We start from the raw sequence: 24,488 nt of genomic DNA on the forward strand, positions 1-24,488 counted from the left end.
TTAATTCGTTGCAGTTTTGGTGGCGATGTTCGCGTAAGAGATGATGATGCCGTCTTTCTTTTGCTTTTGAACGTCTATTTGATCCTGCGTGATCGAACCGCCGTCGCACCTTACAAGCAAGTGTGTTGAATCTCGCCATTCGATTTTTAGACAGTCTCGGTCAGTTCCAAAAATGACTGCGTCACTATGAAGCGCACGCCTCAGTTCGGACAGAGAAAGGAGATGATTCTCGATCACCACGAAAATTTCATCTCCATTCAGCGCATCGTTGTCTGAGCGCTTCGTCACGAGAGCAACCTGTCTTGCGGAGGACCATTCTGCTTGTTTTACTTCAAAGTGTCCTCGATCAAAATAGCCGTGGAAGAGCGCATACGTTGCAGCAATCAAGATGAACAGAGCCGCGAAGGCTATGGTTGAAAAGATCGTGCGGGAATGATGTGGACCGGGCATCTTTTAGTGCTTACCCCAGGGGCTAAAGCCCGGTTTGTGGTGAGTTTCCGACAGGCCCAAGGCTGAAGCCTTGGGTTACCGAGAAGCAAGAATAACTACAAAGGATAAAGAGCTGTCTAGCTCGGCGATGGTAGTTACTCCTTGGTGCTTCCGCTGTTGAGTTGGGGCATTTCGGAGCCTTTGCTTAGGGTGATTAGGCCAGATTGGGCGTAGGTGATTAGTTTGGCGCGGGTGTCGGTGATGTCCAGGTTGCGCATGGTGAGCTGGCCGATGCGGTCGCGGGGGAGAAGGTGGATTCGCCCTTTTCCATGGTGAGGCGCTCGGGGTGGAAGGTCAGGTTGGGTGAGGTCGTGTTGAGGATGGAGTAGTCGTTGCCGCGGCGAAGTTCGATTGTAACTTCTCCGGTTACAGGTTTGGCGACCCAGCGTTGGGATGCTTCGCGGAGCATGATGGCCTGGGGGTCGAACCAGCGGCCCTGATAGAGGAGACGGCCTAGCTTGCGGCCGTTTTCGCGGTACTGCTCGATGGTGTCCTCGTTGTGGATGCCGGTGATGAGGCGCTCGTAGGCGATGAAGAGGAGAGCGAGGCCGGGTGACTCGTAGATGCCGCGGCTCTTGGCTTCGATGATGCGGTTTTCGATCTGGTCGCTCATGCCGAGGCCGTGGCGGCCGCCGATGCTGTTGGCTTCGAGCATGAGGGCTACGGGGTCGGAGAGCTCTTTGCCGTTGAGGGCGACGGGGAAGCCTTCTTCGAAGCGGACGGTGATCTGTTCGGGTTTGATGGCTACGTCGTCGCGCCAGAAGGCGGTGCCCATGATGGGGGCGACGATCTTCATGCTGGTGGTGAGGAGTTCGAGGTCCTTGGCTTCGTGGGTTGCGCCGAGGATGTTGGAGTCGGTGGAGTAGGCTTTTTCGGCGGACATCTTGTAGCCGAAGCCGGCCTTGGTCATGAAGGCGGACATCTCGGCGCGGCCGCCTAGTTCGTCGATGAAGGCAGCGTCGAGCCAGGGTTTGTAGACCTTGAGGTCGGGGTTGACGAGGAGGCCGTAGCGATAGAAGCGCTCGATGTCGTTGCCTTTGAAGGTGGAGCCGTCGCCCCAGATGTTGACGTCGTCCTCCTTCATGGCGGTGACGAGCATGGTGCCGGTGACGGCTCGGCCGATGGGAGTGGTGTTGAAGTAGGTGACGCCGGCGGTGGTGATGTGAAAGGCGCCGGATTGGAGGGCGGCGATGCCTTCGCGAACGAGCGGGCCGCGGCAGTCGATGAGGCGGGCTTTTTCGGCGCCGTACTCGAGGGCTTTGCGGGGGATCTCGTCGTAGTCGGCTTCGTCGGGCTGGCCGAGGTTGGCGGTGTAGGCGTAGGGGAGCGCGCCTTTTTGCTTCATCCAGTGGAGGGCGGCGCTGGTGTCGAGGCCGCCGGAGAAGGCGATACCGACTTTTTGGCCGAGGGGGAGGGTTTCCAGTATTACGGACATGTGATCGAAGACCTCAATAGTTGAGCAGATACTCTGAAAAATTATTCATCAGTTCTAGGTGGCGGTGGACATGAACAGGGCGTAAAGACTTTCGAATCATGGTTGCCACATTTTCCAAATAGCGAAGCCTGCCATAAGCAGAAAGACCGCACACATTATTGGGCGAGTCACTTTAGTTGCTTTTAGTCCGTGGCTCTCCCGAGCGACATTGGAGGGAGCTGATTCACTTTCATCGATGAAGATGTCGACAAACCACGACCTAACGGCAAGAAAAATAGAGACAGCCAGAAACAGGATGTAGCCTGAATGCGGCCCATGAAACAGATGAAACGTGATGGATGAGAATGTCATTTCTCATGCTTAGCTGCGTTTGCGGGGTTGGGTTCCGCGGTTGCGGCTACTGGAAGTGCGCTTGGCTCCGCCGAGGAGCATGAGCAGGATGGCTTTTTGTGCGTGCATGCGGTTTTCGGCTTGATCAAAGACTACGGATTGGGGGCCGTCCAGGACGGCGTCGGTGACTTCGGCGTTGCGGTGCGCGGGGAGGCAGTGCATGAAGACGGCGTCGGCCTGGGCTTGCGCCATGAGGCCTTCGTTGACCTGATAGGGCTTGAAGATGGGAGCGCGCTTGGTGGCCTCGTGCTCAAAGCCCATGGAGGTGCAGACGTCGGTGTAGACGGCGTCGGCTCCGGTGACGGCTCTGACGGGGTCGTGCATGAGGGTGATGCTGCCGCCGGTGGTCTCGGCGATCTCAAGGGCTTTGTGGATGATCTCGAGTTTAGGGGCGAAGCCTTTGGGGGTGGCTACGGTGCAGTGGGAGCCGAGTTGCGCGGCGGTGAGCATGAGGGAGTGGCAGACGTTGTTGCCGTCGCCGACGTAGGTGAAGTGGAGGCCTTCTGCGGAGCCGAAGCGCTCTTCGAGGGTGAAGAAGTCGGCGATGGCCTGGCAGGGGTGCTCGAGGTCGGAGAGGGCGTTGATGACGGGGATCTTGGAGCAGGCGGAGAGCTCGGTGATGGTGTCGTGGGCGTAGGTGCGGAGGACCATGATGGACATCCAGCGCTCGATGTTGTGAGCCATGTCGGAGAGGGACTCGCGCTCGCCGAGAGGGGACTGGGTCTGGTCGACGAAGATGGCGTTGCCGCCGAGGGTGTTGATGGCGGTCTCGAAGGTGAGGCGGGTGCGGAGGGAGGCCTTCTCGAAGAACATGACCATCTGGCGCGCGTCGAGGGCGTGGCGGAAGTCTTCGGGGTTGGCTTTGACGGCGTGGGCGAGCTCCATGATGGCGGCCATCTCCTGAACGGTGAGGTCGGAGATGGAGCAGAGGTCGCGGCCGTGGAGACGCTTGGAGGCTTCGCTGAAGGCGGTGTCGGACTGGATGCCGAGGGTAGCGTGTGCGCGTGTGGGGGCGAAGTCTTCGGCTTCGGACTTCGTGTTCATGATGACGGTTTTGCTACCCATGGGCTTTGTCTCCTGCCGGTGCTGCGCCGGCGAGTGCTGCGGTGAAGATCTCGTCGAAGGCTTTGATGGCGGTGTCGACGTGTTGCCGCTCTAAGAGGAATGGCGGGAGGAGACGGAGGACGGTCTCACTGGTGCGATTGATGATGATGCGGCGCTCGAGCATCTGGGCGGCGACGCGCTGGGCGAGGTCGGCGGAGTTGATTTCGATGCCAAGCATGAGGCCTTTGCCGCGGACTTCGGTGATGCAGTCGTGGCGTTTGGCTAGTTGGGTAAGTTGGTCGTGGAAGTATGCGCCGACTTCGTTAATGTGGGCGAGGAGGTTGTCGCGCTTGATGGTGTCGATGACGGCGATGGCTACGGCGCAGGCAAGTGGGTTGCCGCCGAAGGTGGTGCCGTGCATGCCGGGGGTGATGGCCTCGGCGGCTGCGTTGGTGCAGAGCATTGCGCCCATGGGGATGCCGTTTGCGATGGGCTTGGCGACGGTTGTGATGTCCGGGAGGATGTTGTAGTGCTGGTAGGCGAACCATTTTCCGGTGCGGCCCATGCCGGACTGGATCTCGTCGGCAATGAGGAGGGCGCCGGTGGTGTCGCAGAGCTCGCGTGCGGCGGCGAAGAACTCTTGCGAGATGGGATGGATGCCGCCTTCACCTTGAATGGGTTCTATGCAGATGGCGCAGACTTCGCTCGAGAACTTTGCGCGGAGGTCGGCTACGTCGTTGAAGCGGACGAAGTCGACGCCGGGCATGACGGGCATGAAGGGCTCGCGGTATTTTTCTTTCGCTGTGGTGGCGACCGAGCCCATGGTGCGGCCGTGGAAGCCGTGCTCGAGGGCGAGAAAGCGCGTGCCGATCTTGCGGCCTGCTGCGCGGAGACGGCCGGCGTTGGCGCGGGAGAGCTTGAGGGCAGCTTCCCAGGCCTCGGTGCCGCTGTTGGTTAAGAAGACGCGGTCGAGGCCTGTAATCTCGGTGAGGCGGAGGGCGAGTTCCGCGGTGTGCTCGTGGAAGAAGAGGTTGGAGGTGTGGATGAGGCGCTTCGACTGGCGAACGATGGCCTCTTCGATGGCGGGGTGTGCGTAGCCGAGGCCGCAGACGCCGATGCCGCTGAGCAGGTCGAGATAGTCGTTGCCGTTTTCGTCGCGCAGATGCACGCCCTGTCCGCTGACGAAGAGGATAGGGTTGCGCTCGTAGGTGTTGAGGAGCAGCTTCTTCTCTGCTGCCTGGATGGATTGCAAGTTGGGTGCTGCGCTCATGCGACCATGACCTCCGTTCCGTCGTTGACCCGTGTGGAGACGAGGTCAGGTAGTAAAGATGCCGCTTCCGCGGGAAGAATACGTACGCGTTTGACGCCGTGAGTGAGGGCGTCGCGGCAGGCGTTGAGTTTTGGGAGCATGCCGCCGGAGACGACCTGCGCCTTTTCCATGGCTGGAATCTGGGCGAGGGTGAGCCAGCGCATGACGTTGCCGTCTGCGCCTTTGACGCCGGGGACGTCGGTGAGGAAGACGAGGGTGTCGGCTTTGGTGCCGATGGCGCAAGCGGCGGCCATCTCGTCGGCGTTGATGTTGTAGTACTCGCCGTCGAAGCCGAGGGCGATGGAGGAGATGACGGGGACTGCGCCCATGGTCCAGATGGCCTCGAGCCACTTGGGGTCCATGGCGGCGATCTCGCCGACGAAGCCGAGGTCGGGGTTGGTTTTTTCTTGCGTGCGCGGAAGACGTGGCCATCGCCGCCGGAGAGGCCGACTGCGGATTGGCCGTGCGAGCCGACGGCGGCTACGAGCGATTTGTTGACGCGGCCGGCGAGGACCATGAGGGCGGCGTCGCGGGTCTCGGCATCGGTGATGCGCAGGCCGGAGATAAACTCGCTCTTCTTGCCCATGAGGGCCAGGGTGCGGGTTAGCTGAACGCCGCCACCGTGAACGACGGCGACCTGATTTCCATCGGCGACGAGGTCGGCGATGGCTTTGCCGCAGGCGTGGAGGATCTTCTTGTCCTCGAGAGCGGCACCGCCCAGTTTGACGACAAATCTCACAGCAAGCCCTCCTCTTCATTCCATCCGCACATCAGGTTGAGGTTTTGGACTGCCTGACCGGAGGCGCCCTTTAAAAGATTGTCGAGGCAGGAGACCATGATGAGACGTCTACCGTCGGCGGCGAGTGCGAAGCCGAGGTCGCAGAAGTTGGTGCGCACGATGTGTTGGATCTCCGGCAGGTGCGGTGTGTTGCGTAGGCGAACCAGCGGACTATGTCGATAGAAGTTCTGGAGCACGGTGCTGATTGCGGCTGCTTCAGTTTTGGTTTTGAGGCGAAGGTAGATCGTGGATAGGATTCCGCGCGGTATGGGTAGTAGATGCGGGGTGAACTGGATTTGATCTGACGTGATGTGAAGCTGCTCGAGGAGTTCGCCGGTGTGGCGGTGGCCGAAGACTGCGTAGGCGGAGAGGTTGTCGGCTGCATACATGAAGTGAGTTTTGGCGGTGGGTGCTTTGCCTGCGCCGCTGACACCGGACTTGGCGTCGCAGATGATGCCGTGGTCGAGGTCGACGAGGCCAGCCTGGACCATCGGTGCGAGCGCGAGGATGATGGAAGTGGCGTAGCAGCCTGGGTTGGCGACCAGACGGGCTTTGCGGATGTCGTCGCGATGCAGCTCGGGGCAGCCGTATACGGCTTCTGATTGAAGCTGTGCGGCGTGGTCTGCGTTGGTGTCTTTGAGCTTGTAGACTTCGCGGTTGGCGTGGTGCTGGAGACGCCATGCGCCGCTGAGGTCGATGACCTTGATGCCGCGCTCGATCGCTTCGGGAGCCCACTCGCGGGATTGCTCGTGCGGGGTGGCGAGGAATAAAACTTCGATTCCGGCGTCGACGATGCGCTCCCAGGTGAAGGGAAGGATCTCGTGTGCGTGATGGTTTCCTGCGAGTGCAAGCTGAGGATGGATGTCTTCGAGGTAGAGGGCGTTTGACGACTCTGGTTCTCCGGCGCGACCCAGAAACGTGGGCGCTGTTTCGCGGAACTTTGGATGATGCAGGAGCAGGCGCGCGAGCTCGCCGCCCGCGTAGCCGCCGATACCGGCGATGGCAGTGCGAGGCGCGGTGATGCGGACGGCGGGTCGTTCGGGTATGTTGAGCATGGTGGAGTGGGCTGTTGCGTTAGCCAAGGTAGCCTTCGATTCTTGTCTTCAACAGGCTGGCCTGTTTTTCGTCCGGGCAGATGATGAGGACCGTGTCGTCACCTGCGATGGTTCCTATGACCTCGGGCCAGTCCTCGTAGTCGATGCCGGCGGCGATGGGTTGAGCGCTTCCGGTGGTGGTGACGAGGACGAGGAGGTTGATGGCCTGGCGCACCTCGAGGCCGAAGCTTTCGAGAACCTCGCGGATGCCGGGGAGTGCGTCTTCGTCGGAGTCGTTGCCGTTGGGAAGAGAGTAGCCGGTTGGTCCTTTATTTAATTTTAACTCGTGAATATCGCGCGATAATGTTGCTTGAGTGACATGAAATCCGCGTCCGGCCAGTTTTCGACGTAGCTCGTCCTGGCTGGTGACCGCAGTCTTTACCAGCAACTCTCGAATTACGGCGTGACGCTGTTGTTTCATGAGTTTTGTTGTACCTGTGTTGCCGTAGTTAAGTCGTCAATTGTGGCTCAATTTGTTAGATGAACCGGTATGTATAAATATACATTATTTGTGTATATTTATACATGCGATGCTTTGTCTTCTCTCTCGTTGACGAGCGCCCCACAAAAAGGAAGGGTTGCAGCCGGGATTTCGGTGCCGGGTGCAACGTATAGTGAAGCATGGAACGGTCCCTGGCAGCTAGTTTGAACCCAACTCGCCGAGATGCGGGTGTGTCTTCCCCGGTTTCGCCGTCCTTGCTTGACGAGCGTTTTGACCATGACTCTTGTGGTGTGGGTTTTGTTGCTTCGGTAGAGGCTTTGCCTTCGCATGTGATTCTGGAGCAGGCGCTGACGGCGCTGGGCAGGCTGGCGCATCGTGGGGCGACGGCGGCTGATGGGAAGAGCAGCGACGGGGTTGGGGTGATGACTGCGATTCCGCGGTCGTTGCTGGTGAAGTCTGCGAATCTATCGCTTGGCGACAGGCAGCTGCTGGGTGTGGGGATGCTACTGATTCCGATGGCGGAGACGCGTGCCGAGGAGGTCCTTGGACGTTGTCTGCTTTCGCATGACTTCGAGATTCTTTGTTGGCGCGATGTGCCTGTGCGGACGGAGTATCTGGGGGAGACGGCGCTGGAGACGATGCCGAAGATTCGGCAGGTGCTGATTGTCGACGGTGCGGATGCGGAACCGGAGACGATGGAGCGGCGGCTGTATCTGGCGCGGAAGCAGTTTGAGCGGGCGCATGAGCAGGGCGATGTGACGGGGTATGTGTGCTCGATGTCGTCGCAGACGATTGTTTATAAGGCGATGTGTACGGGCGTTTTTCTGCGGGATTTCTATCCTGATCTGGCTTCGGAGGATTACGTTACGCCGTTCGCGGTGTTTCATCAGCGGTACGCTACGAATACGCTGCCGACGTGGCATCGGGCGCAACCGGGGCGGAAGCTGGGACATAACGGCGAGATCAATACGGTGTGGGGAAACCGGGCGCGGATGGACGCTCGCGACTCGACGCTGCCGGTGGAGTGCAAGCCGGTGCTGACGAAGGATGGGACGGATTCTACGAGTCTTGACGAGGCGGTGGAGCTGCTGTCGCAGAATGGCAGGACGTTGGCTGAGGCGGTTCGCATGCTGCTGCCGCCGGCGACGGATGGGCATCATGAGTCTTCTTTTGAGATACCACACGGATTGTGCTGAGCCGTGGGATGGCCCTGCGGCGCTTGCGTTCAGTGACGGGCGTGTGGTGGGTGCGGCGCTGGATCGGAATGGGCTGCGGCCTTGTCGATTTGCGATAACGAGCGCGGGGCTGGTGGTTGCGGGGTCGGAGGCGGGGTTGGTGGATCTCGATCCGGAAGAGGTGACGCATAGCGGACGGCTGGGGCCGGGGCAGATGCTTCTGGTGGATCTGGAGAAGCACAAGGTTTATGAGGATGAAGAGTTGCTGGAGTTGTTCGATGCGGGGGCGACGTACGCCAAGCTGGTTGAAGATACTCCGCTGATTGGTGTTGATGCGCCGGTGGTGGATTCAACTGCGCTGGCTGCGGTGCAGCGTGGATTTGGGTATACGCGCGAAGACGTGAAGATGATTCTGCAGCCGATGGCGCTGGAGGGGAAGGACGCGGTGTACTCGATGGGGGATGATACGCCGCTGGCGTTTCTGGCCCGGTCGCCGCGTCCGATCTATGCGTACTTTCGACAGAGGTTTGCGCAGGTGACGAATCCGCCGATCGATTCGCTGCGCGAGTCCTGCGTGGTGTCGCTGCATACGCGGCTTGGACCATGGCCTCACCTGCTGGATAAAAATGCGCCGCTGCCGGGAGTTGCGCTGCCTTCTCCCTTTTTGACTTTGGGGCATGTGGAGGCGCTGCGGAAGGGGAATATCCGCATAAGGAAGAGCTGAAGCTGACGGAGCTGCAGGCGGTGTTTAGTGCGGAGAAGACGCTGACGCAGGGGCTTGATGAGCTGTGCATGCAGGCGATCAAGCTGGTGCGCGAGGGCGCTCGGATTCTGTTGCTCTCCGATCGCAGTGCGAGTGCGGAGAGGTTGCCGATTCCGATGGCGATGGCTACGGGGGCGGTGCATCATGCGCTGGTGGATGCCGGGCTGCGTACGCTGGCTGGGCTTGCTGTTGAGGCTGGAGACTGCAGGGATATTCATCATGCTGCCGTGCTGATTGGTTATGGAGCGGGAGCGGTTTGTCCGTGGCTTGCGCTCGAGACAGGCAGGAGTCTTGCGCCTGCTGGCACCGATGCGGCGGATGCTGAGCGGAAGATGATGAAGTCGCTTGATGCGGGTCTTGCGAAGGTGATGTCGAAGATGGGGATCTCGGTGGTGGACAGCTACCGCGGGGCGCATCTGTTCGACATTCTGGGGTTGCATTCGAGTGTGGTGGCAAGGTGCTTCTTCGGGACGCCGGCTCCGTTGTCTGGTGTGGGATTCGCTGAGGTGGAGCGGCAGTTGCGGCAGACGTGGACACCGGGCGAGGCTGGCACTGTGGCTTCGGCTGAGTTGCCGGACTATGGCTGGGTGCGATTCCGGAAGGCAGATGTCTCGGAGCCTCATGCGTGGCAGCCGCCTACGGTGAAGGCGTTGCAGTCGGTGGTGGGGAGTGCGCGAAATGTGCCGCAGCCTGCGGACCCTGCGGGTGCCTTTGCGATCTATACGCGGGATGTGATCGCTCGTGATCCTGCGGTGTTGCGGGATCTGTTGGAGATTCGTCCGGCTGGGCCTGAGCTGGCGTTGAGTGATGTGGAGACGCCGGCGAGTCTGTGCAAACGATTTGTGGCTAGTGCGATGTCGCTTGGGTCTTTGAGCCCGGAGGCTCACCAGACGATTACGGCTGCGATGAATATGCTGGGCGGCCGGTCGAATACGGGTGAGGGCGGCGAGGACTCGGCGGTCTATCGGTTGCATCCTGAGGGCGCGGAGAGGGTGGATGCGGGTGGAGGGATGAGCCTTGCTGCGCGGTCGGGCGGAGGAGTTGCTGTGGCTGAAGCTGCGGTGGGAGCGCCTGCGGTGCATGTGTCCTTCAGTAGTAATCGGAACAATAACCTGAACAACAAGATCAAGCAGATTGCGTCGGGGCGGTTTGGCGTTACGGCGGAGTATCTGGCGCACGCTGAGGAGATTGAGATCAAGGTGGCGCAGGGGGCGAAGCCTGGCGAGGGTGGACAACTGCCTGGACACAAGGTGAGTGGATTAATTGCGCGGTTGCGTCATGCGCAGCCGGGGGTGGCGTTGATCTCGCCTCCGCCGCATCATGATATTTACTCGATTGAGGATCTGGCGCAGCTGATCTATGACTTGAAGCGGGTGAATCCGCGGGCTGCGATTGGCGTGAAGTTGGTGTCGGGCTGCGGCGTGGGTACGGTGGCTGCCGGTGTGGCGAAGGCTTATGCGGACTACATCGTGATCGCTGGGAATACTGGCGGGACTGGTGCGGCTGCGCTTTCGAGCATCAAGTATGCGGGGAACCCGTGGGAGCTGGGACTTGCAGAGGCGCAGCAGGTGCTGATGCAGAATGGCATGCGCGGACGTGTGAGACTGCGTACCGATGGCGGCCTGGCTACGGCGCGGGATATTTTGATTGCGGCGCTGCTGGGCGCGGATGAGTATGCGTTTGGCACGGCGGTGCTGGTGGTGCTGGGCTGCGATATGGCGCGGCAGTGTCATTTGAATACTTGTCCGACGGGGATTGCGACGCAGAAGCCGGAGCTGCGGGCGAAGTTCCGTGGCAAGCCGGAGCATGTGGTGCGCTTCTTCGAGCAGATGTCGGGGGATCTGCAGCATCTGCTGGCTCGGTATGGATTGCCTTCGATTGAGGCGGCGATCGGGCGCTCGGATCTGTTGGAGCAGGTTCGGTTCGATGGGAATCTTGATCTGCAGCCGATGCTGGCGAGGGTGTCGGATGGGCCGAGCCGGTTTATGGGTGTGCGGAATACGCAGCCGGTGGCGGGGCCTCCGCTGGATGAGGCGTGGGTTGCGCCAGCAATGGCGGCGGTGGATGCTGGAGAGCCGTTTTTGGTGGACTCGAAGATCGCTAACTCTGATCGCGCGGTTGGTTCACGGCTGGCTGGAGAGTTGGCTTTGCGTCGGGCGCAGGGAGAGCTTGCTGCGGATATCACGTTCAACCTGACGGGGACGGCAGGACAGTCGTTTGGCGCGTTCGCGGTGGATGGGATGAAGCTGGTGCTCGAGGGACAGGCGAACGATTTTGTCGGGAAGGGTCTGTCGGGCGGCGAGCTTGTGATTCGGGCGCGGGGTTTGGCGGCGAAGGATAGCGGGAACCATGTGATTCTTGGGAATGTCGCTCTCTATGGCGCGACGTCTGGAAAGTTGTTTGCGGCGGGGCGAGCGGGAGAGCGGTTTGCGGTTCGTAACTCCGGTGCGATTGCTGTAGTTGAGGGGGTTGGAGATCACGGGTGCGAATATATGACCGGTGGTGTGGTGGCGATTCTTGGCCGGGTAGGGATCAACTTTGGTGCTGGAATGACGGGCGGCCTGGCTTGGGTTTGTGACGCTGATGGTTCCTTCGTGTCGGGGTTGAGGTATCATCCGGAGTTCATTGATGCAGAGCCGTTTAGCGCAATTGTAGCCGAGGCGCAGCAGAGTCTGCGTGCGTTGATTGTCGAGCATGTGAAGGAGTCGGGGAGTGGGCTTGGGCAGGCCATGCTGGCGGATTGGCCTGCACGTGCGGCGGCGTTCGTCCGATTGACTCCGCGTCCGCAGGTTTAGGCTGCTGGGGTATGAACATCAGGATGGCACCGCAGCAGCGATTATTTCTGAATTAACACGTAATGATTTCCATCGAATGTGTAGGTCAAAGTAGAGACGCGTAAGGCGGTGACCGCAGATGCTTCGATGATCCTGTAGCCGTTCGATACATGGTTTCGGAGCAACAAGTCATGAGCGGGGGCCTTGAGAACTAGCTTAGGGCCGCGTTTCGTCTCCGCGAATACCCAGAATTCGGTCACGTTTGCTCCCATCATCGGACCTTCGCCCTGCACGACAAGATCGTATTCGTTCGCTTTATGGAGGTGAACAACTGCAGCGGAAAACCAGTTCTTTGGATCCTTTAGCGGAGCATTCTGACGCTGTAGTTGGTCTCGTACATCGATGTCTTCTTTCAGAAGTGACCAGATCTCGTCAGAGATTGGGACGGCGTCCTTTACGTCGACATCCTCTGCGCTGAAATGCAGATCAGAAGATTGCAATGGATTCGTGCCTGGGTTCGCTGAGACCACGGCGATGCTGAGCGCAACGGCGAGCTTGGGTAAAAGCATGAAAGCACAATGGCAGAGGGCTGTTTTGATATTTGTTACGCGTTCGAAGAAGCTCAGGTACCTGCACCTATCTGAAGAAGTTTTTCTAGCGAAAGAAGCGAATGCATAAAGATTCATTTAGGTAAATGAATCGCAATTCATTCTTGGCAAAGTCGTGTGGATTCATTAGAGTGGCGGCACCGGAGATTTCCGGTTTGAGGCCTGGACTGAAACGATTAGCGAAGAAGACGAGGCCTGATTCGATCAAGGCAGAGGTGCCGGCAACGGGACCCGGAAGCGAAAAATATCAACGCATTCTGGATGCGGCGGTGGAGGTCATCGCCGAGCATGGGTACTTCAGCTCGCCGGTGAGTGCGATCGCAAAACGCGCCGGGGTGGCGGATGGGACGATCTATCTTTATTTCAAGAGTAAAGATGACGTGCTGCGGACGGCGATCGATTCAACCTTTGATAAGTTTCATCGGCAGGTGGAGGAGGAGTTTAAGACGCTGCACGGACCCCGGGAGCAGTTGGAGTACATCGCGCAGGTTCACCTGGAGAGCCATGCTGTGAATCGCAGCATGGCGGTGTTGATGCAGACCGAGGTGCGGCAGAGTGCGAGGTTTATCGCGGAGTTTTCGCATCATCATCTGGTGAAGTACATCCAGGTGGTTCGCGAGGTGGTGCGGAGGGGGCAGCAGGAGGGGATCTTTCGGCGCGATGTTTCCGATGGCGTGGTGGCGCACTGTATGTTCGGGGCCATTGATGAGCTGTTGAGTTCGGCTGTGTTTACGGGACGGATCTATGATTCGAGGGCGACAGCTGCGCAGGTGATGGATGTGCTGCTGAGTGGAATTCAGGCGAGATGAACGTCTGTCATGGTTGTGGCGACTGCGGCGAAAAGGTCGCGGCTGGTGGCAAAAGCAGATTCCTCTCCCTTCGACTTTGCTCAGGGTGCGGAATGACAACAAAAGAGATTTGGAGATGAATGATGTTTGATTTTTCGACGTTGAATGATGTTTTGAAGCGGGCTACGGGGCGGGGCAGTCGGGCCGTGATGATGGGGCAGGGTGCGGATGGGGCATGGAAGCCGATTACGTCGGATGAGCTTTATGGGCGGGTTCGGGCGCTGGCGGATGTGCTTCGCGGATGGGGGTGGGGAAGGGCGATCGCGTGGCGATTCTGTCGGAGAACCGGTGGGAGTGGCCGGTGACGGATTTTGCGACGCTGGCGATTGGAGGAGTGGATGTGCCGCTCTATCCGACGCTGACGCCGGAGCAGATTGGATATATGTTGCGGGACTCGGGAGCGAAGGTGGCGGTGCTGTCGTCGCGGGAGCAGTATGACAAGTTGTCGGCTGCGGGGGAACTGCCGGAGTTGCAGCATGTGGTGATGATGGATGCGGGCGAGTTTCCGAATGCGGAGAGCTTTGGCGCGCTGATGGAGGGGGCGAAGGCGAAGCAGCAACGGGATGCGGGCTTCGATGCGATGTTGAAGACGGTGAAGCCGGAGGATCTAGCGACGATTATCTATACGTCGGGAACGACCGGGGAGCCGAAGGGCGTGATGTTGACGCACGAAAACCTGACGAGCAATGTGAACTTCTCGACGGGCAAGATGGGATTTTCGGAGAAGGATAGCTGCATCTCGTTTCTGCCGCTGTCGCATGTGACGGCACGGCATACGGACTATGCGCTGCTGAGTTATGGGGTGAAGCTGGCTTATTGTCCGAAGTTCGACCAACTCGCTGCGGCGATGCAGGCCGTGAGGCCGACGGTGCTTCTCGCGGTGCCGAGGGTGTATGAAAAGATTCGGCAGGCAGTGGAGGGGAAGTCGGCAGCGTCGCCTGCGAAGTTGAAGATACTGCGCTGGGCGGTGGATGTGGGGAAGAAGCATCGGGCGGAGATATTGGTGGGGAAGACGCCTGGTTCGCTGAACTGGAAGATTGCGAACAAGCTGGTGTACTCGAAGATTCGCGAGGCGTTTGGCGGGCGGGCGGAGGTGTTTATCTCGGGTGGCGCGCCGCTGGGGATGGATTCGGCGGGGTGGTTTGCGGATGTGGGGATTCGGATCTTTGAGGGGTACGGGTTGACGGAGACCTCGCCGGTGATTGCGGTGAACTATCCGGAGGCTCATCGGATTGGGACGGTTGGGCAGGCGCTGAAGAATGTGGAGTGCCGGTTTGCGGAGGACGGCGAGCTGGAGGTGCGGGGGCCTTCGGTGTTTGTGGGGTATTGGAAGAAGGAGAAGGAGACGAAGGAGGCGTTTACAGCAGATGGGTGGTTCAAGACGGGTGATATTGGGAATATCGATAAGGATGGGTATCTGTCGATTACGGACAGGAAGAAGGAACTGCTGAAGACGAGTGGTGGGAAGCTGATTGCTCCGCAGCCGATTGAGAATAAGTTGAAGGCGAATGCTCTGGTGGCGCAGGCGGCTCTTGTGGGAGACAAGCACAAATTTGCGTGTGTGCTGATTTCGCCGAACTTTGCGGCGCTTGAGGGATGGGCGAAGGGGCAGGGAATTACGGCTGGTGATCATGCGGCTCTGGTGAAGGATGCGAAAGTGGTGAAGGTTTACCAGGAGATCGTAGATAAGGTGAATATGGGGCTGGCGAATTTTGAGAGTATGAAGCGGATGAGCGTGGTTGCTGAGGAGTGGAGCGTGGAGGACGGAACGCTGACGCCTAGTATGAAGTTGAAGCGGCGGGTGGTGGAGCAGAAGTACGCGAAGGAGATTGGAGATTTCTATGCGGATGAGGCGACTGCATCGAAGGTGTGAGCTGGGTGATGTAGGAGCTGGCGTGTTGCGCGTCGTTGGTGTAGTGGCGCTCGCCGGTGGAGTTTGTCTGGCGCAGATGGGGCCACCAGTTTGTGCGGTGCCGGCGGGGAAGCAAGTTGCCAGTTTGCGGCCGCAGGTGGGACCCAGGCCAACGGTAGAGGCTGCAGTGGCTACGGCGGAGACTGCGGCGGCTGATCCGACGATGGTGGTCGCGGCTGAGCCGATGGAGAATTTTGGAGTAGCGCGATATCGGCTGGAAGATTACGCCGATTGTGTGGGGACGGGTGGGTGCTACTGGGCGGATCTGGATGCGCAGACCAAGCGGGCGGAGGCTGAGTTGAAGAGGCTGATCGCTGCGGAGAAGAACGGAAAGAAGCTGGCATTGGTGCTGGACATTGATGAGACTTCGCTGACGAACTACTGCGAGATGAAGCGGGAGGACTACGGATTCATCTCGGTGCCGTTCAATGAGTGGGCGGTTTCAACACAGGCGGATATGGCGATACCGGGGACGCTTCGGCTGTTCAACGAAGCACGGGCTGCGGGGCTGGAGGTCTTCTTTATTACTGGGAGGCCTGGGGAGCAGAAGGCTGCGACGGCGAGGAATCTGGAGGCCGCGGGATACCTTGGTTGGAAGGGGCTTGCGCTGCGAGAGGGCGCCGAGAAGACGATGGCTACGGTCGCATACAAGAGCGAGGAGCGAAAGAAGATTGTGGACGCGGGGTATCGGATTGTGATGAGCGTGGGGGACCAGTGGAGTGACTTGAATGGGGATCCCAGAGCGGAAATTAGCGTGAAGCTGCCGAATCCCTTTTACTATTTGCCTTAGGGGTTTGGAGAGGGGCTTGATTTGGGGACTTTAGTATCCGGCGATACGACGGTGTTGCGGCGGGCGAACAAGGCGGGGCGGAGGTTTTTGAATCCGGTGCCTACGGTGATCGGTGGGTTGAGTACGATCTTCAAGGTGCTGCCACATTATTTGATGAACAAAGCGGAGACGGTGCCGGTGAGGGCGCCTGGGCCGTTCCACACTGATGTTTCGGTGTATAACGCGGCTCCCGCGAGTGGGCTTCGGGTGACCTGGATGGGGCACTCTTCGATGCTGTTGGAGATTGATGGGCTGCGGGTGCTGGTGGATCCGGTATGGGATGAGCGGGCTTCGCCTATGCGATGGGCGGGGCCAAAGAGATTTTTTGCTGCGCCCATGCGTCTGGAAGAGTTGCCGCCCATGGACGTGGTGCTGGTGTCGCACGACCACTATGACCACTTGGGGGAGGCTACGATTCGAGGATTGTCGCAGCTGGCGTCGATGCGTGAGGCGAGGTGGGTGACTTCGCTCGGAGTGGGAGAGCTGTTGCAGGCGTTTGGGGTTGATTCTGCTCGAATCTCGGAGCTGGATTGGACGCAGAGTGTCTCAGTGGGTGGAGTGGAGATCACGGCTGTTCCGTCGCGTCATTTTTCCGGGAGAAGCCTATTCAATCGGTTTGAGACTCTTTGGTCGGCGTTTGTCTTGAAGGGAGCGAAGCATAGCGTTTACTTTGGCGCGGATTCTGGGTGGTGGGAGGGTTTTGCGAAGATTGGCGCGGCGTATGGGCCGTTTGATCTTACGATGCTGGAGATTGGGGCGTTTGATGCGTTGTGGGATGGGATTCACCTTGGGCCCGACGGGGCGGGTCGAGCGTTTGAAGCGCTCGGCGGCAGGGGATTGATGATGCCGATCCACTGGGGGTTATTCGACCTTGCGCTGCATGCGTGGCGGCAGCCGATTACGCGGATGCTGGAGATTGCGGAGGAACGAAGGATTCGGTTGTGGGCTCCTGAGCCAGGAAGACCGACTGAAGTGGTGAGTGGGTTAGAGGTGCGGTCGGATTGGTGGCGGTGAGTGCGACCTATTGCCGCGCGAAGTCAACACTGACGATAGTTGCTACTTCGACTGGAACTCCATTAATCAGGTAGGGCCGGAAGCGCCAGGTGCGCACTGCGCTGGTTGCAGCACCTCGCAAAAGATGATGTCCTTTGATAACGCGCAGGTTCTCGACGGTTCCTTTTTTCGAGATGATGGCCTGCATAACGACATTGCCCTGCGTGTGCGTAAGACTAGCGAGCTTTGGATACGCGGGCTTTGGCGCGGAGAGCAGATTCGCCGCCATTACCCCGGACGATACGTTGACCCGGCGATTGGAGAGCGCCGTGGGACTCAAGCGACTTGCCGCTACTGGAGCCGGTTCGGGGGCTTCGGGGGGCAGAGGTGGTGTTCGTGGCTACCGCTGCAGAGCTCTCGTTATACGGGGAGGTTGAAGGCGGTGAGGGGGCATAGGAGCCAGGTGTACTTGTGCCGGACTGCCTGACTGTGACTGCGGATTGCGGATTGCAGATCTGATCGTTCTTCGCGGCGCGGTTCGAGTTGGCGTTTGAAGGGTCTGTGGTGAAGGTTGCTGAAGGTTTTTGGTTCTCGAGAGGTGGAGAATCTGCGCTGGATGGAAGAGTCTCGCTGACGGGGGCGGCGGTTGCCTGGGCGGTGTCACGCCCGAGACGCCGGTAGACCAGACCCGCAAGAATCAGCACCGCGCAAAGAAGAAGAATGGGGAACATGTATGGTTTGCCGGAGGAGAACAGCTGTCTGGACCTCGTCCAGGGCTGAGTGAAAATTTCAGGAAGTTTGTTGGGTTGCCTGTCGCTCTTTGGCTCCGGTTCTGATTTCGACTCGTTTGCCTGGTTCGACTCCACTTCTTTCCCGTTTTGTGGTGCTGCTTTGACGGGCTCCTGGTTCAGGTCAGAATCGTTTTGGTGTGCGGGTGGCAGAACGGCGGCGGAGAACTTTGCATCATTGATGTCTCTGATGTGGGGGGTGAGGTTCTGGCTGGCGTGTTGCGGGGCAGCGGGCAGCACAAGCGACGGGATGTTTTCGAGTCGCGGCTCCATCCGGCTAATCCGTTGGTCGATGGAGTCGAGGTAGAACTTGACCTCAAGGCTATTGAGTTCCAGCCGGGTGAGCGATTCCGTGAGAATGTTCACGCTGTCGTGGGAGTCGGCAGGTATCGGATCGAGTGAGGAAGCAAAGATCGGCTGGAGGATCAGTTCTTCAGCGCCTTCGCTCGGAGCGGTGTTGGAGATAAAGGTGTCGGGATGTGTTACGAAGGGTGGATGGCGCGTGGAGGAGCGGTCGAGCGCTAGAGAATGTCCCTCAGGATCGACAGCAGATTCTGAACAGGGGCTGTCGGGGTGTTCGGCGCTGATTCGACTGCAGCCTCCCACGCTGATGAGGAAGTCGATGATGAGGTTGACCGGCGTGCTGATCTCGCGGTCCGAGGTGGCGACGTCAGGGCCGCCGCTGGCTACGGCAAGGATCGTGAGGACAGTACGGAGGGAGACATGGCTCTCCCTCTCCATGAACGATTTAGCCAGAACGGAGAGGTCGCCGCGAAGCTGGGTGTCCTTTTGGACCCTGCGGGCGAAGGCGAAAAAGTCGTCCGGTACACCGAAGGGGACGCCACTGCTCCGGAAAAATCTTGTAGCTCGTCGATGTAGCCACCGAAGCGAGAGACTGTTTCCTGCGAGTCGGAGAAGAAGGTCATGGCAGTAACTTTGATGCCGATTGACGCGGAGTGGTGATCCTGCCTGTCGGGAAGTGTGGAAATGGGCGAATGGAGGTTTTCGGCGGTCAACGACGCCATGGTCTGGCCAGGATATGCGGCTAACTGAGGTATTATTTCGCTGACGTGTAAAGGAGATTGCGATGCGGGTTGGGATGTTGACGGGAGGCGGAGATTGTCCTGGGTTGAATGCGGTGATTCGGGCTGCAGTGCGTAAGGGAATTCTGCATCATGGGGATGAGTTTGTCGGCTTCATGGAGGGGTGGCGCGGCGTGTTGGATGATGTGACGATGTCGCTTACGCTCGAGACGACCTCCGGGATTCTGCATCGGGGCGGGACGATTCTGCGGTCTTCGAGAACGAATGTGAAGAAGATTCCAGGTGGATTTGAGAAGTGTCTTGAGGTACTGGGAAAGCATAAGCTCGATGCTCTGATTGCGCTGGGCGGGGACGATACGCAGTCGATCAGTTTGGCTTTGAGCGAAAAGGGCGTGAAGTGCGTTGGCGTGCCGAAGACGATCGATAATGATTTGAACGGGACCGATGCCTGCTTCGGGTTTGATACGGCTGTGGGGATTGCTACGGAAGCGGTGGATCGACTGCACTCGACCGCGGAGGCGCATAACCGGGTGATGGTGTGCGAGGTGATGGGGCGTGATGCTGGATGGATTGCGATTACGGCGGGCATTGCCGGCGGCGCGGATGTGATTCTAGTGCCGGAGGTGCCTATCGATATTGAAGAGGTCTGCCGGTTGGTGAAGTATCGGCGCGAGCATGGGAAGAAATTTTCGATTGTGGTCGCGGCCGAGGGCGCGCAGTTTCCGGAGACGGGGCAGGCGACTCACGGGACTTCTGTCGACTCGTTTGGCCATGTGCGGCTGAGTGGAATTGGGCAGGCGCTGGCGGAGGAGATTGAGAAGCGGACGGGGTATGAGACGCGCAGCGTGAACCTGGGGCATACGCAGCGGGGAGGAACACCGTCGGCCTACGACCGGATGCTGGCTACGCGATATGGCGTGGCGGCGATTGATCTGGTGCATGCGGGTAAGTTTGGCCGCCTGGTGGTGCTGAAGGGGACCGAGATCACGGATATTCCGCTGGCGGACGCGATTGCCAAGACGAGAACGGTCGGGGAGGACTTACTGGCGGTGGTGAAGGGGTTACAGCCGTTAGCTTCCAGTTAACAAAGGAGATTTTTGTTGTGCCGGTAGACAAAAGGGGGTACAAAGAGGGTGCTGGGTGTTGCTCTGCATCCGGCATCCACTTTGCACTGCTTTGGTCAACGGAGACTTGTGATGGCTGTGTCGGTACAGGCAACGGTGCGTGAGGTGATGGACATCCGGCAGGCGTCGGAGTACCTGGGGATCAGCGGGGACACGTTGTACCGGTATGCGTCGGAAGGGTTTATTCCCGCGTTCAAGCTGGGGAATCGGTGGCGATTCAAGAAGACGCTGCTGGACGCCTGGATGGATGAGAAGTCCGGCGTGAAGCCACCGGCGCCGATTGCCGTGATGCCAAAGCAAAGAAGCCAGTTGCGAGGGCGCGGTAGACGGATTGATCAAACTGCTGGCGTTGCACATCGATGGATACGTTATCCTCTTCGGCGCTGTTGCGGTGGCCGCGTTCTGGTTTGCGATCCAGCTTTGCTGGTCGGCAGCGGGCAAGCGTTGGTATGGCGTGGTGGGGAGGCTCGTGGGGGCGCTGGCACTGGTGGGACTGGGAGTCGTGATGATCTTTTTTACTGCCTTCGGGACTTGAAAAACTTCGAATCGTCTGTGCGGGACGGCGCCTGTGGCTCAGGCCGGCTGGAGTGTGATGACCGTGATCTCCGGAGGACAGTTTAGCCGGATGGGCAGACCCACGGTGCCGATACCGCGGTTAACGTAAAGCTGCATCTGATTGAAGCGGTAGTGGCCTTCCGGATATTTTTCGCCTAGTGGAGGCAGGATGAGCGGGCCGAGGAAGGGCAGACGGACCTGGCCGCCGTGGGCGTGGCCGGAGAGCATGAGATCGACGAGCGGGCCGCGGGGATGGGCGACGACGGTGTCTGCGTAGTCGGGCTCATGGGCCATGAGAATGACGGGACCGTCGGGTTTTGTGGGGATGGCGAGATCGAGGTCGGGAGTGCTGGTGCCGGGGTCGTCGACGCCGCAGAGCCAGAGACGAGCGCCGTTGCGTTCCAGGGGAAGGTATTGGTTGACCAGAACTGGCGTGCCACGGGTGGAGAGAGCCTGGATGACCATTGGGGCGTCGACGGCTACGTCGTGATTGCCGAGGATCGCGTAGCGCAGAGGGGCGGTGAGGGTAGCGATGATCTCGGCGCAGCGGTGGGCTGCGTGTTTGCCGGCTATGAAGGTGATGGAGCCGTGGGTGATGAAGTCGCCGGTGAGAAGGACGAGGTCTGGGGTGAGTGTGTTCACCTTGCGGATGACGCGCTCGAGAAAGAAGGGTTCGGTGTACTCGTCGAGGTGGATGTCGCTGAGTTGAACGATGCGGTAGCCATGGAAGGCGGAGGGGAGATTCGCGATGGCGATGGGGCGTTGAACGACGTCGACTTCGTGGCGAGCGATCTCTCCGGAGTAGAGAGCCAGAGCTGCGGCGGTGGTCCCTGAGCCTATGAGGAAATTGCGTCGAGTAAAGCGCGACGGCTGAGCGGATTGAGAGCCGGGCATACTCCATGATACCGGGTGGAGCGGGGATGACCAAAGGCGGGTGGTCGATCTGGAGTTGGGTAGAATCAGAGGTAATGAATTTTAGTCTGAGAAAGAAAAGAGCCGGGGCTGCGGCGAAGGCAGCTGGCGTTGATGGGATCTTGATCACTCATCTGCCGGATGTTCGTTATTTGTGCGGGTTTACTGGTTCGAGCGCGGTGCTGGCGTTGGTGGGCGGACGCGCGACGCTGTTTACCGATGGGCGGTACACGGTGCAGGCGCGGGTGGAGGCGGCGGGGACGAAGGTCGTGATCGCGAAGAAGCCGGCGGTAGTGGCGGCTTGTGAGTGGCTGGAGGCTACAGAAGTGAGGCGCTGCGGATTTGACGCGACGCATACGACGGTGGCGGCTCTGGAGACGATGCGAAAAGCGCTCTCGGCGAAGGTGCGGCGGGGGATGTTTGTGGCGATTGGGCCAGTGGTGGCCGGGATGCGTGAGGTGAAAGACGCTGACGAGATAGAGCGGATACGGGCCGCGGCGCTGGTAGGTTGTGATTTGTTTGAGGGCATGCTGACCTATCTGGAAGCGGGCCTGAGCGAAGTGGAGGTGGCGGCGACGCTGGAGTATGCGGCGAGGCTCGCGGGTGCGGAGAGGATGTCGTTCGATACGATCGTCGCGAGTGGACAGCGATCGGCGCTGCCGCATGGTCACGCGACGGGGGCGAAGCTGCCGAAGCAGGGGTTCGTGACGTTGGACTTCGGTGTTATTCTCGACGGATATTGCAGCGATATGACCCGTACTGTACACATGGGCAAGGCGTTGCCGGATGAGCGGGACGTGTATGATTCTGTGCTGGAAGCGCAGGAGGCTGCCGTCGCCGCTGTGTCTCCGGGAGTGACTGCCGGAGAGGTGGACGAAGCGGCCAGGAGTGTTCTGCGGAGGGTGAAGCTGGATAAGTACTTCAGCCACTCTACCGGGCACGGTGTTGGGTTAGAGATTCATGAAGGACCGAGGCTTGCGGCGAAGCAGACGCAGGTGTTAGAGCAGGGAATGGTGATTACAATCGAACCTGGTGTGTATATGCCGGGACGGTTCGGTTTGCGCATCGAAGATATGGTTTTGGTGACGGCTAATGGCGGAGAAGTTTTGACGCCCAGTGTGAAGGCCTGGATAGAGCTCTAAAAAAGACATGGTGCCGGAAGAGGCACGGGAAGAGACATGATGGACGGAAATAAGCTGAATGAGCTGCGCGAACTGGTCGAGTTTTTGAAGGCGAATGAGATCGCCGAGTTCGATATGGAGCAGGACGACTTGAAGGTGCGGATCAAGTTTGCGGGTGAGCCTGCTGCTGCTCCTGCCGGTGGGTTGGACATGGCGCAGTTGAGCCGATTGATGGCGTTGGCGCCTGCTGCGGCTGCGCCCGCGGCGGCCGCCCCTGTGGCAGCTGCCGCTGCTGCTCCGGCTGCTGAGGTTGAGGAAAAGCTACATGAGGTGAAGTCGCCAATTGTGGGGACGTTCTATGAGTCGCCGTCGCCGGGGGCGCCTGCATTTGTAAAGGTTGGCGATCAGGTGGAGGTGGGGCAGGTGCTCTGCATCGTTGAGGCCATGAAGCTGATGAATGAGATTGAGGCCGATGTGGCCGGCGAAGTGGTGAAGCGAATCGCGGCGAGCGGACAGCCGGTGGAGTACGGACAGGCACTGTTTGCTATCAAGGCGCGGTAGGAGATTGGCGATTCGTCAGCAAAGTTCGATGGAAGGCATCTGCGTTTATGTTTCGTAAGGTATTGATTGCCAATCGTGGGGAGATTGCACTGCGCGTGATCAGCGCTTGCAAGGAGATGGGTATCCGCACGGTTGCGGTGTATAGCGAGGCTGATCGGAATTCGCTGCATGTGCGGTTTGCGGATGAGGCGATCTGCATTGGACCACCGCGTTCGGCTGATAGCTATCTGAATGTGCCGGCGGTGATCTCGGCGGCTGAGATTGCGGATGTTGATGCGATTCATCCTGGATATGGCTTGCTAAGCGAAAATGCAAACTTTGCTGAGGTGTGCCGGGCTTCGAATATCAAGTTCATAGGGCCTCCGCCAGAGGTGACGCGGATGATGGGCGAGAAGTCCACGGCGCGGCAGACCATGAAGAAAGCGAAGGTGCCGATTCTGCCGGGTTCGGATGGCGTGATTGCCGACGAAAATGAGGCGCTGGAGTGGGCGAAGGATGTGGGGTACCCGGTGATTCTGAAGGCGGTCGCGGGTGGTGGTGGACGCGGGATGCGCATCTGCCGCAACAAAGAAGAGCTGCCGGGGATGTATCAACAAGCGTCGACTGAAGCAGCGAATGCATTCGGCAACGGCGATATGTACATGGAGAAGTTCATTGAACGGCCCCGGCATATCGAGTTCCAGGTGTTGGCGGATGAACATGGGAATGTAATGAGCCTGGGCGAGCGTGAGTGTTCGATTCAGCGTCGGCATCAGAAGCTGATTGAAGAGGCTCCTAGTTTGATGATCACTCCGAAGTTGCGGGAGGAACTGGGTAAGACGATCAAGCGGGCGCTGGAGAATATTGGTTATTGGAACGCCGGAACGATCGAATTTTTGATGGATGAGGATGGCAAGATCTACTTCATCGAAATGAACACGCGGATCCAGGTGGAACATTGTGTAACCGAAATGGTTACGGGGATTGATTTGGTGAAGGCGCAGCTGCGGATTGCGGCGGGCGAGAAGTTGTCTTCGATTATTACGCGGCCGGTGGAGATTCGCGGGCATGCGATTGAGTGCCGGATCAATGCGGAGCACCCGGAGAAGTTTACGCCCAGCGCCGGGAAGATTACTGCTTTCAACCTGCCTGGCGGTAACGGGGTACGGGTGGATACTGCTCAATATGCTGAAGGGTTTGTACCTCCTTACTACGACTCCTTGATTGCGAAGCTGATCTGCCATGGATCGGATCGCGAAGATGCGATGAACAAGATGCAGAGGGCGCTGAGCCAGTTTGTGGTTCGGGGAATTCATACGACGATTCCTCTGCACGAAAAGATCTTTGCGGATAAAGAGTTTAGGTCAGGACAGTTCGATACGAAGTTTATGGAGCGGTTCTTCGAGCGGCAGAAGGACAGCTAGGTGGGGACCTGGCTGCCACGCTTGTATCCGATTGTCGACGACGGTTTCCTAGTGGGTCGCGGATTGACGGCTGCGCGATTTGCGAAGGAGCTAGGGGC

At 59.2% G+C, this 24,488-nt stretch carries 23 protein-coding genes and 2 pseudogenes; 14 read left to right on the forward strand and 11 right to left on the reverse strand.

Features of this window, described 5'->3' with window-relative positions:
• From RBB80_RS18590 to RBB80_RS18620, 7 genes and pseudogenes are all read right to left on the reverse strand, one after another.
• On the reverse strand, positions 1 to 450 hold the full coding sequence (locus tag RBB80_RS18590; protein ID WP_433963956.1) for a hypothetical protein: 450 nt from the start codon (positions 448 to 450) through the stop codon (positions 1 to 3).
• Positions 451 to 667: 217 nt separating this feature from the next.
• Complete coding sequence (argG, locus tag RBB80_RS18595) at positions 668 to 1,924, reverse strand: argininosuccinate synthase (protein ID WP_433963957.1); 1,257 nt, start codon at positions 1,922 to 1,924, stop codon at positions 668 to 670.
• Positions 1,925 to 2,284: 360 nt separating this feature from the next.
• Positions 2,285 to 3,379, reverse strand: a complete 1,095-nt coding sequence (gene argF / locus RBB80_RS18600; protein ID WP_433963958.1) for an ornithine carbamoyltransferase — start codon at positions 3,377 to 3,379, stop codon at positions 2,285 to 2,287.
• Positions 3,372 to 4,628 carry an aspartate aminotransferase family protein gene (locus tag RBB80_RS18605; protein WP_433963959.1) on the reverse strand — a complete coding sequence of 419 codons (1,257 nt, stop codon included), beginning with the start codon at positions 4,626 to 4,628 and terminating at the stop codon, positions 3,372 to 3,374. The genes argF and RBB80_RS18605 overlap by 8 nt, the downstream gene beginning before the upstream one ends.
• Positions 4,625 to 5,406, reverse strand: a pseudogene (gene argB / locus RBB80_RS18610) (acetylglutamate kinase). Before argB ends, RBB80_RS18605 begins: the two are co-directional and overlap by 4 nt.
• On the reverse strand, positions 5,403 to 6,527 hold the full coding sequence (gene argC / locus RBB80_RS18615) for an N-acetyl-gamma-glutamyl-phosphate reductase (protein WP_433963960.1): 1,125 nt from the start codon (positions 6,525 to 6,527) through the stop codon (positions 5,403 to 5,405). The pseudogene argB and the gene argC overlap by 4 nt, the downstream one beginning before the upstream one ends.
• The gene (locus RBB80_RS18620) at positions 6,520 to 6,960 is read right to left on the reverse strand and encodes an arginine repressor (protein WP_433963961.1); all 441 of its coding nucleotides are present in this window, start codon (positions 6,958 to 6,960) and stop codon (positions 6,520 to 6,522) included. The genes argC and RBB80_RS18620 overlap by 8 nt, the downstream gene beginning before the upstream one ends.
• 200 nt (positions 6,961 to 7,160) lie before the next feature.
• On the opposite strand from RBB80_RS18620, the gene RBB80_RS18625 reads away from it, so the two are divergent.
• From RBB80_RS18625 to RBB80_RS18635, 3 genes are read left to right on the forward strand one after another with little or no spacing between them, the layout of a single operon-like run.
• Positions 7,161 to 8,177 carry a hypothetical protein gene (locus RBB80_RS18625; RefSeq protein WP_433963962.1) on the forward strand — a complete coding sequence of 339 codons (1,017 nt, stop codon included), beginning with the start codon at positions 7,161 to 7,163 and terminating at the stop codon, positions 8,175 to 8,177.
• Positions 8,140 to 8,880 carry a glutamate synthase central domain-containing protein gene (locus tag RBB80_RS18630; RefSeq protein ID WP_433963963.1) on the forward strand — a complete coding sequence of 247 codons (741 nt, stop codon included), beginning with the start codon at positions 8,140 to 8,142 and terminating at the stop codon, positions 8,878 to 8,880. The genes RBB80_RS18625 and RBB80_RS18630 overlap by 38 nt, the downstream gene beginning before the upstream one ends.
• Before the next feature lie 20 nt (positions 8,881 to 8,900).
• Positions 8,901 to 11,714, forward strand: a complete 2,814-nt coding sequence (locus tag RBB80_RS18635) for a glutamate synthase-related protein (RefSeq protein WP_433963964.1) — start codon at positions 8,901 to 8,903, stop codon at positions 11,712 to 11,714.
• A 41-nt stretch (positions 11,715 to 11,755) separates the two neighbouring features.
• Here the strand turns inward: RBB80_RS18635 and RBB80_RS18640 are convergent, their stop codons facing one another.
• Positions 11,756 to 12,379, reverse strand: a complete 624-nt coding sequence (locus tag RBB80_RS18640; RefSeq protein WP_433963965.1) for a hypothetical protein — start codon at positions 12,377 to 12,379, stop codon at positions 11,756 to 11,758.
• Between the two features lie 137 nt (positions 12,380 to 12,516).
• Between RBB80_RS18640 and RBB80_RS18645 the strand changes: the two genes are divergently transcribed.
• The 5 genes from RBB80_RS18645 to RBB80_RS18665 all read left to right on the forward strand — a co-directional run bounded on the left by RBB80_RS18645 (position 12,517) and on the right by RBB80_RS18665 (position 16,904).
• Entirely contained in the window at positions 12,517 to 13,110 is a 594-nt protein-coding gene (locus RBB80_RS18645) for a TetR/AcrR family transcriptional regulator (RefSeq protein ID WP_433963966.1), read from the forward strand.
• 119 nt (positions 13,111 to 13,229) lie between these two features.
• Entirely contained in the window at positions 13,230 to 13,454 is a 225-nt protein-coding gene (locus tag RBB80_RS18650; RefSeq protein WP_433963967.1) for a hypothetical protein, read from the forward strand.
• Entirely contained in the window at positions 13,397 to 15,022 is a 1,626-nt protein-coding gene (locus RBB80_RS18655) for an AMP-dependent synthetase/ligase (protein WP_433963968.1), read from the forward strand. The genes RBB80_RS18650 and RBB80_RS18655 overlap by 58 nt, the downstream gene beginning before the upstream one ends.
• A gap of 22 nt (positions 15,023 to 15,044) precedes the next feature.
• Positions 15,045 to 15,851, forward strand: coding sequence for an HAD family acid phosphatase (locus RBB80_RS18660; protein WP_433963969.1), 807 nt, complete (start codon positions 15,045 to 15,047; stop codon positions 15,849 to 15,851).
• A 21-nt stretch (positions 15,852 to 15,872) separates the two neighbouring features.
• A complete protein-coding gene (locus RBB80_RS18665) occupies positions 15,873 to 16,904 on the forward strand; it encodes an MBL fold metallo-hydrolase (RefSeq protein WP_433963970.1) in 1,032 nt (343 codons plus the stop codon).
• A gap of 7 nt (positions 16,905 to 16,911) precedes the next feature.
• On the opposite strand, the gene RBB80_RS18670 is transcribed toward RBB80_RS18665, so the two are convergent.
• On the reverse strand, positions 16,912 to 17,091 hold the full coding sequence (locus RBB80_RS18670) for an energy transducer TonB (RefSeq protein WP_433963971.1): 180 nt from the start codon (positions 17,089 to 17,091) through the stop codon (positions 16,912 to 16,914).
• A gap of 28 nt (positions 17,092 to 17,119) precedes the next feature.
• Positions 17,120 to 18,412 (reverse strand): hypothetical protein, encoded by a 1,293-nt coding sequence (locus RBB80_RS18675; protein WP_433963972.1) that lies wholly within the window; start codon positions 18,410 to 18,412, stop codon positions 17,120 to 17,122.
• Between the two features lie 346 nt (positions 18,413 to 18,758).
• Between RBB80_RS18675 and RBB80_RS18680 the strand changes: the two genes are divergently transcribed.
• The 3 genes and pseudogenes from RBB80_RS18680 to RBB80_RS18690 all read left to right on the forward strand — a co-directional run bounded on the left by RBB80_RS18680 (position 18,759) and on the right by RBB80_RS18690 (position 20,373).
• Positions 18,759 to 19,799 (forward strand): 6-phosphofructokinase, encoded by a 1,041-nt coding sequence (locus RBB80_RS18680; RefSeq protein WP_433963973.1) that lies wholly within the window; start codon positions 18,759 to 18,761, stop codon positions 19,797 to 19,799.
• Between the two features lie 147 nt (positions 19,800 to 19,946).
• Positions 19,947 to 20,033: pseudogene (locus tag RBB80_RS18685) on the forward strand (helix-turn-helix domain-containing protein); the annotation flags it as partial.
• 136 nt (positions 20,034 to 20,169) lie between these two features.
• The gene (locus tag RBB80_RS18690; protein WP_433970077.1) at positions 20,170 to 20,373 is read left to right on the forward strand and encodes a hypothetical protein; all 204 of its coding nucleotides are present in this window, start codon (positions 20,170 to 20,172) and stop codon (positions 20,371 to 20,373) included.
• A 38-nt stretch (positions 20,374 to 20,411) separates the two neighbouring features.
• On the opposite strand, the gene RBB80_RS18695 is transcribed toward RBB80_RS18690, so the two are convergent.
• Positions 20,412 to 21,287 (reverse strand): metallophosphoesterase, encoded by an 876-nt coding sequence (locus RBB80_RS18695; protein ID WP_433963974.1) that lies wholly within the window; start codon positions 21,285 to 21,287, stop codon positions 20,412 to 20,414.
• Positions 21,288 to 21,361: 74 nt separating this feature from the next.
• Between RBB80_RS18695 and RBB80_RS18700 the strand changes: the two genes are divergently transcribed.
• Genes RBB80_RS18700 through accC form a run of 3 tightly spaced genes read left to right on the forward strand, consistent with a single transcriptional unit; the run spans position 21,362 to position 24,390 of the window.
• Entirely contained in the window at positions 21,362 to 22,447 is a 1,086-nt protein-coding gene (locus RBB80_RS18700; RefSeq protein ID WP_433963975.1) for a M24 family metallopeptidase, read from the forward strand.
• A gap of 39 nt (positions 22,448 to 22,486) precedes the next feature.
• Positions 22,487 to 22,987 carry an acetyl-CoA carboxylase biotin carboxyl carrier protein gene (accB, locus tag RBB80_RS18705; protein WP_433969745.1) on the forward strand — a complete coding sequence of 167 codons (501 nt, stop codon included), beginning with the start codon at positions 22,487 to 22,489 and terminating at the stop codon, positions 22,985 to 22,987.
• A gap of 47 nt (positions 22,988 to 23,034) precedes the next feature.
• On the forward strand, positions 23,035 to 24,390 hold the full coding sequence (gene accC / locus RBB80_RS18710) for an acetyl-CoA carboxylase biotin carboxylase subunit (protein ID WP_433963976.1): 1,356 nt from the start codon (positions 23,035 to 23,037) through the stop codon (positions 24,388 to 24,390).
• Positions 24,391 to 24,488: the final 98 nt, after the last annotated feature.

It is taken from the genome of Tunturiibacter gelidiferens (genome assembly GCF_051013345.1).
GTDB classification, from domain to species: Bacteria; Acidobacteriota; Terriglobia; order Terriglobales; family Acidobacteriaceae; genus Edaphobacter; species Edaphobacter gelidiferens_A.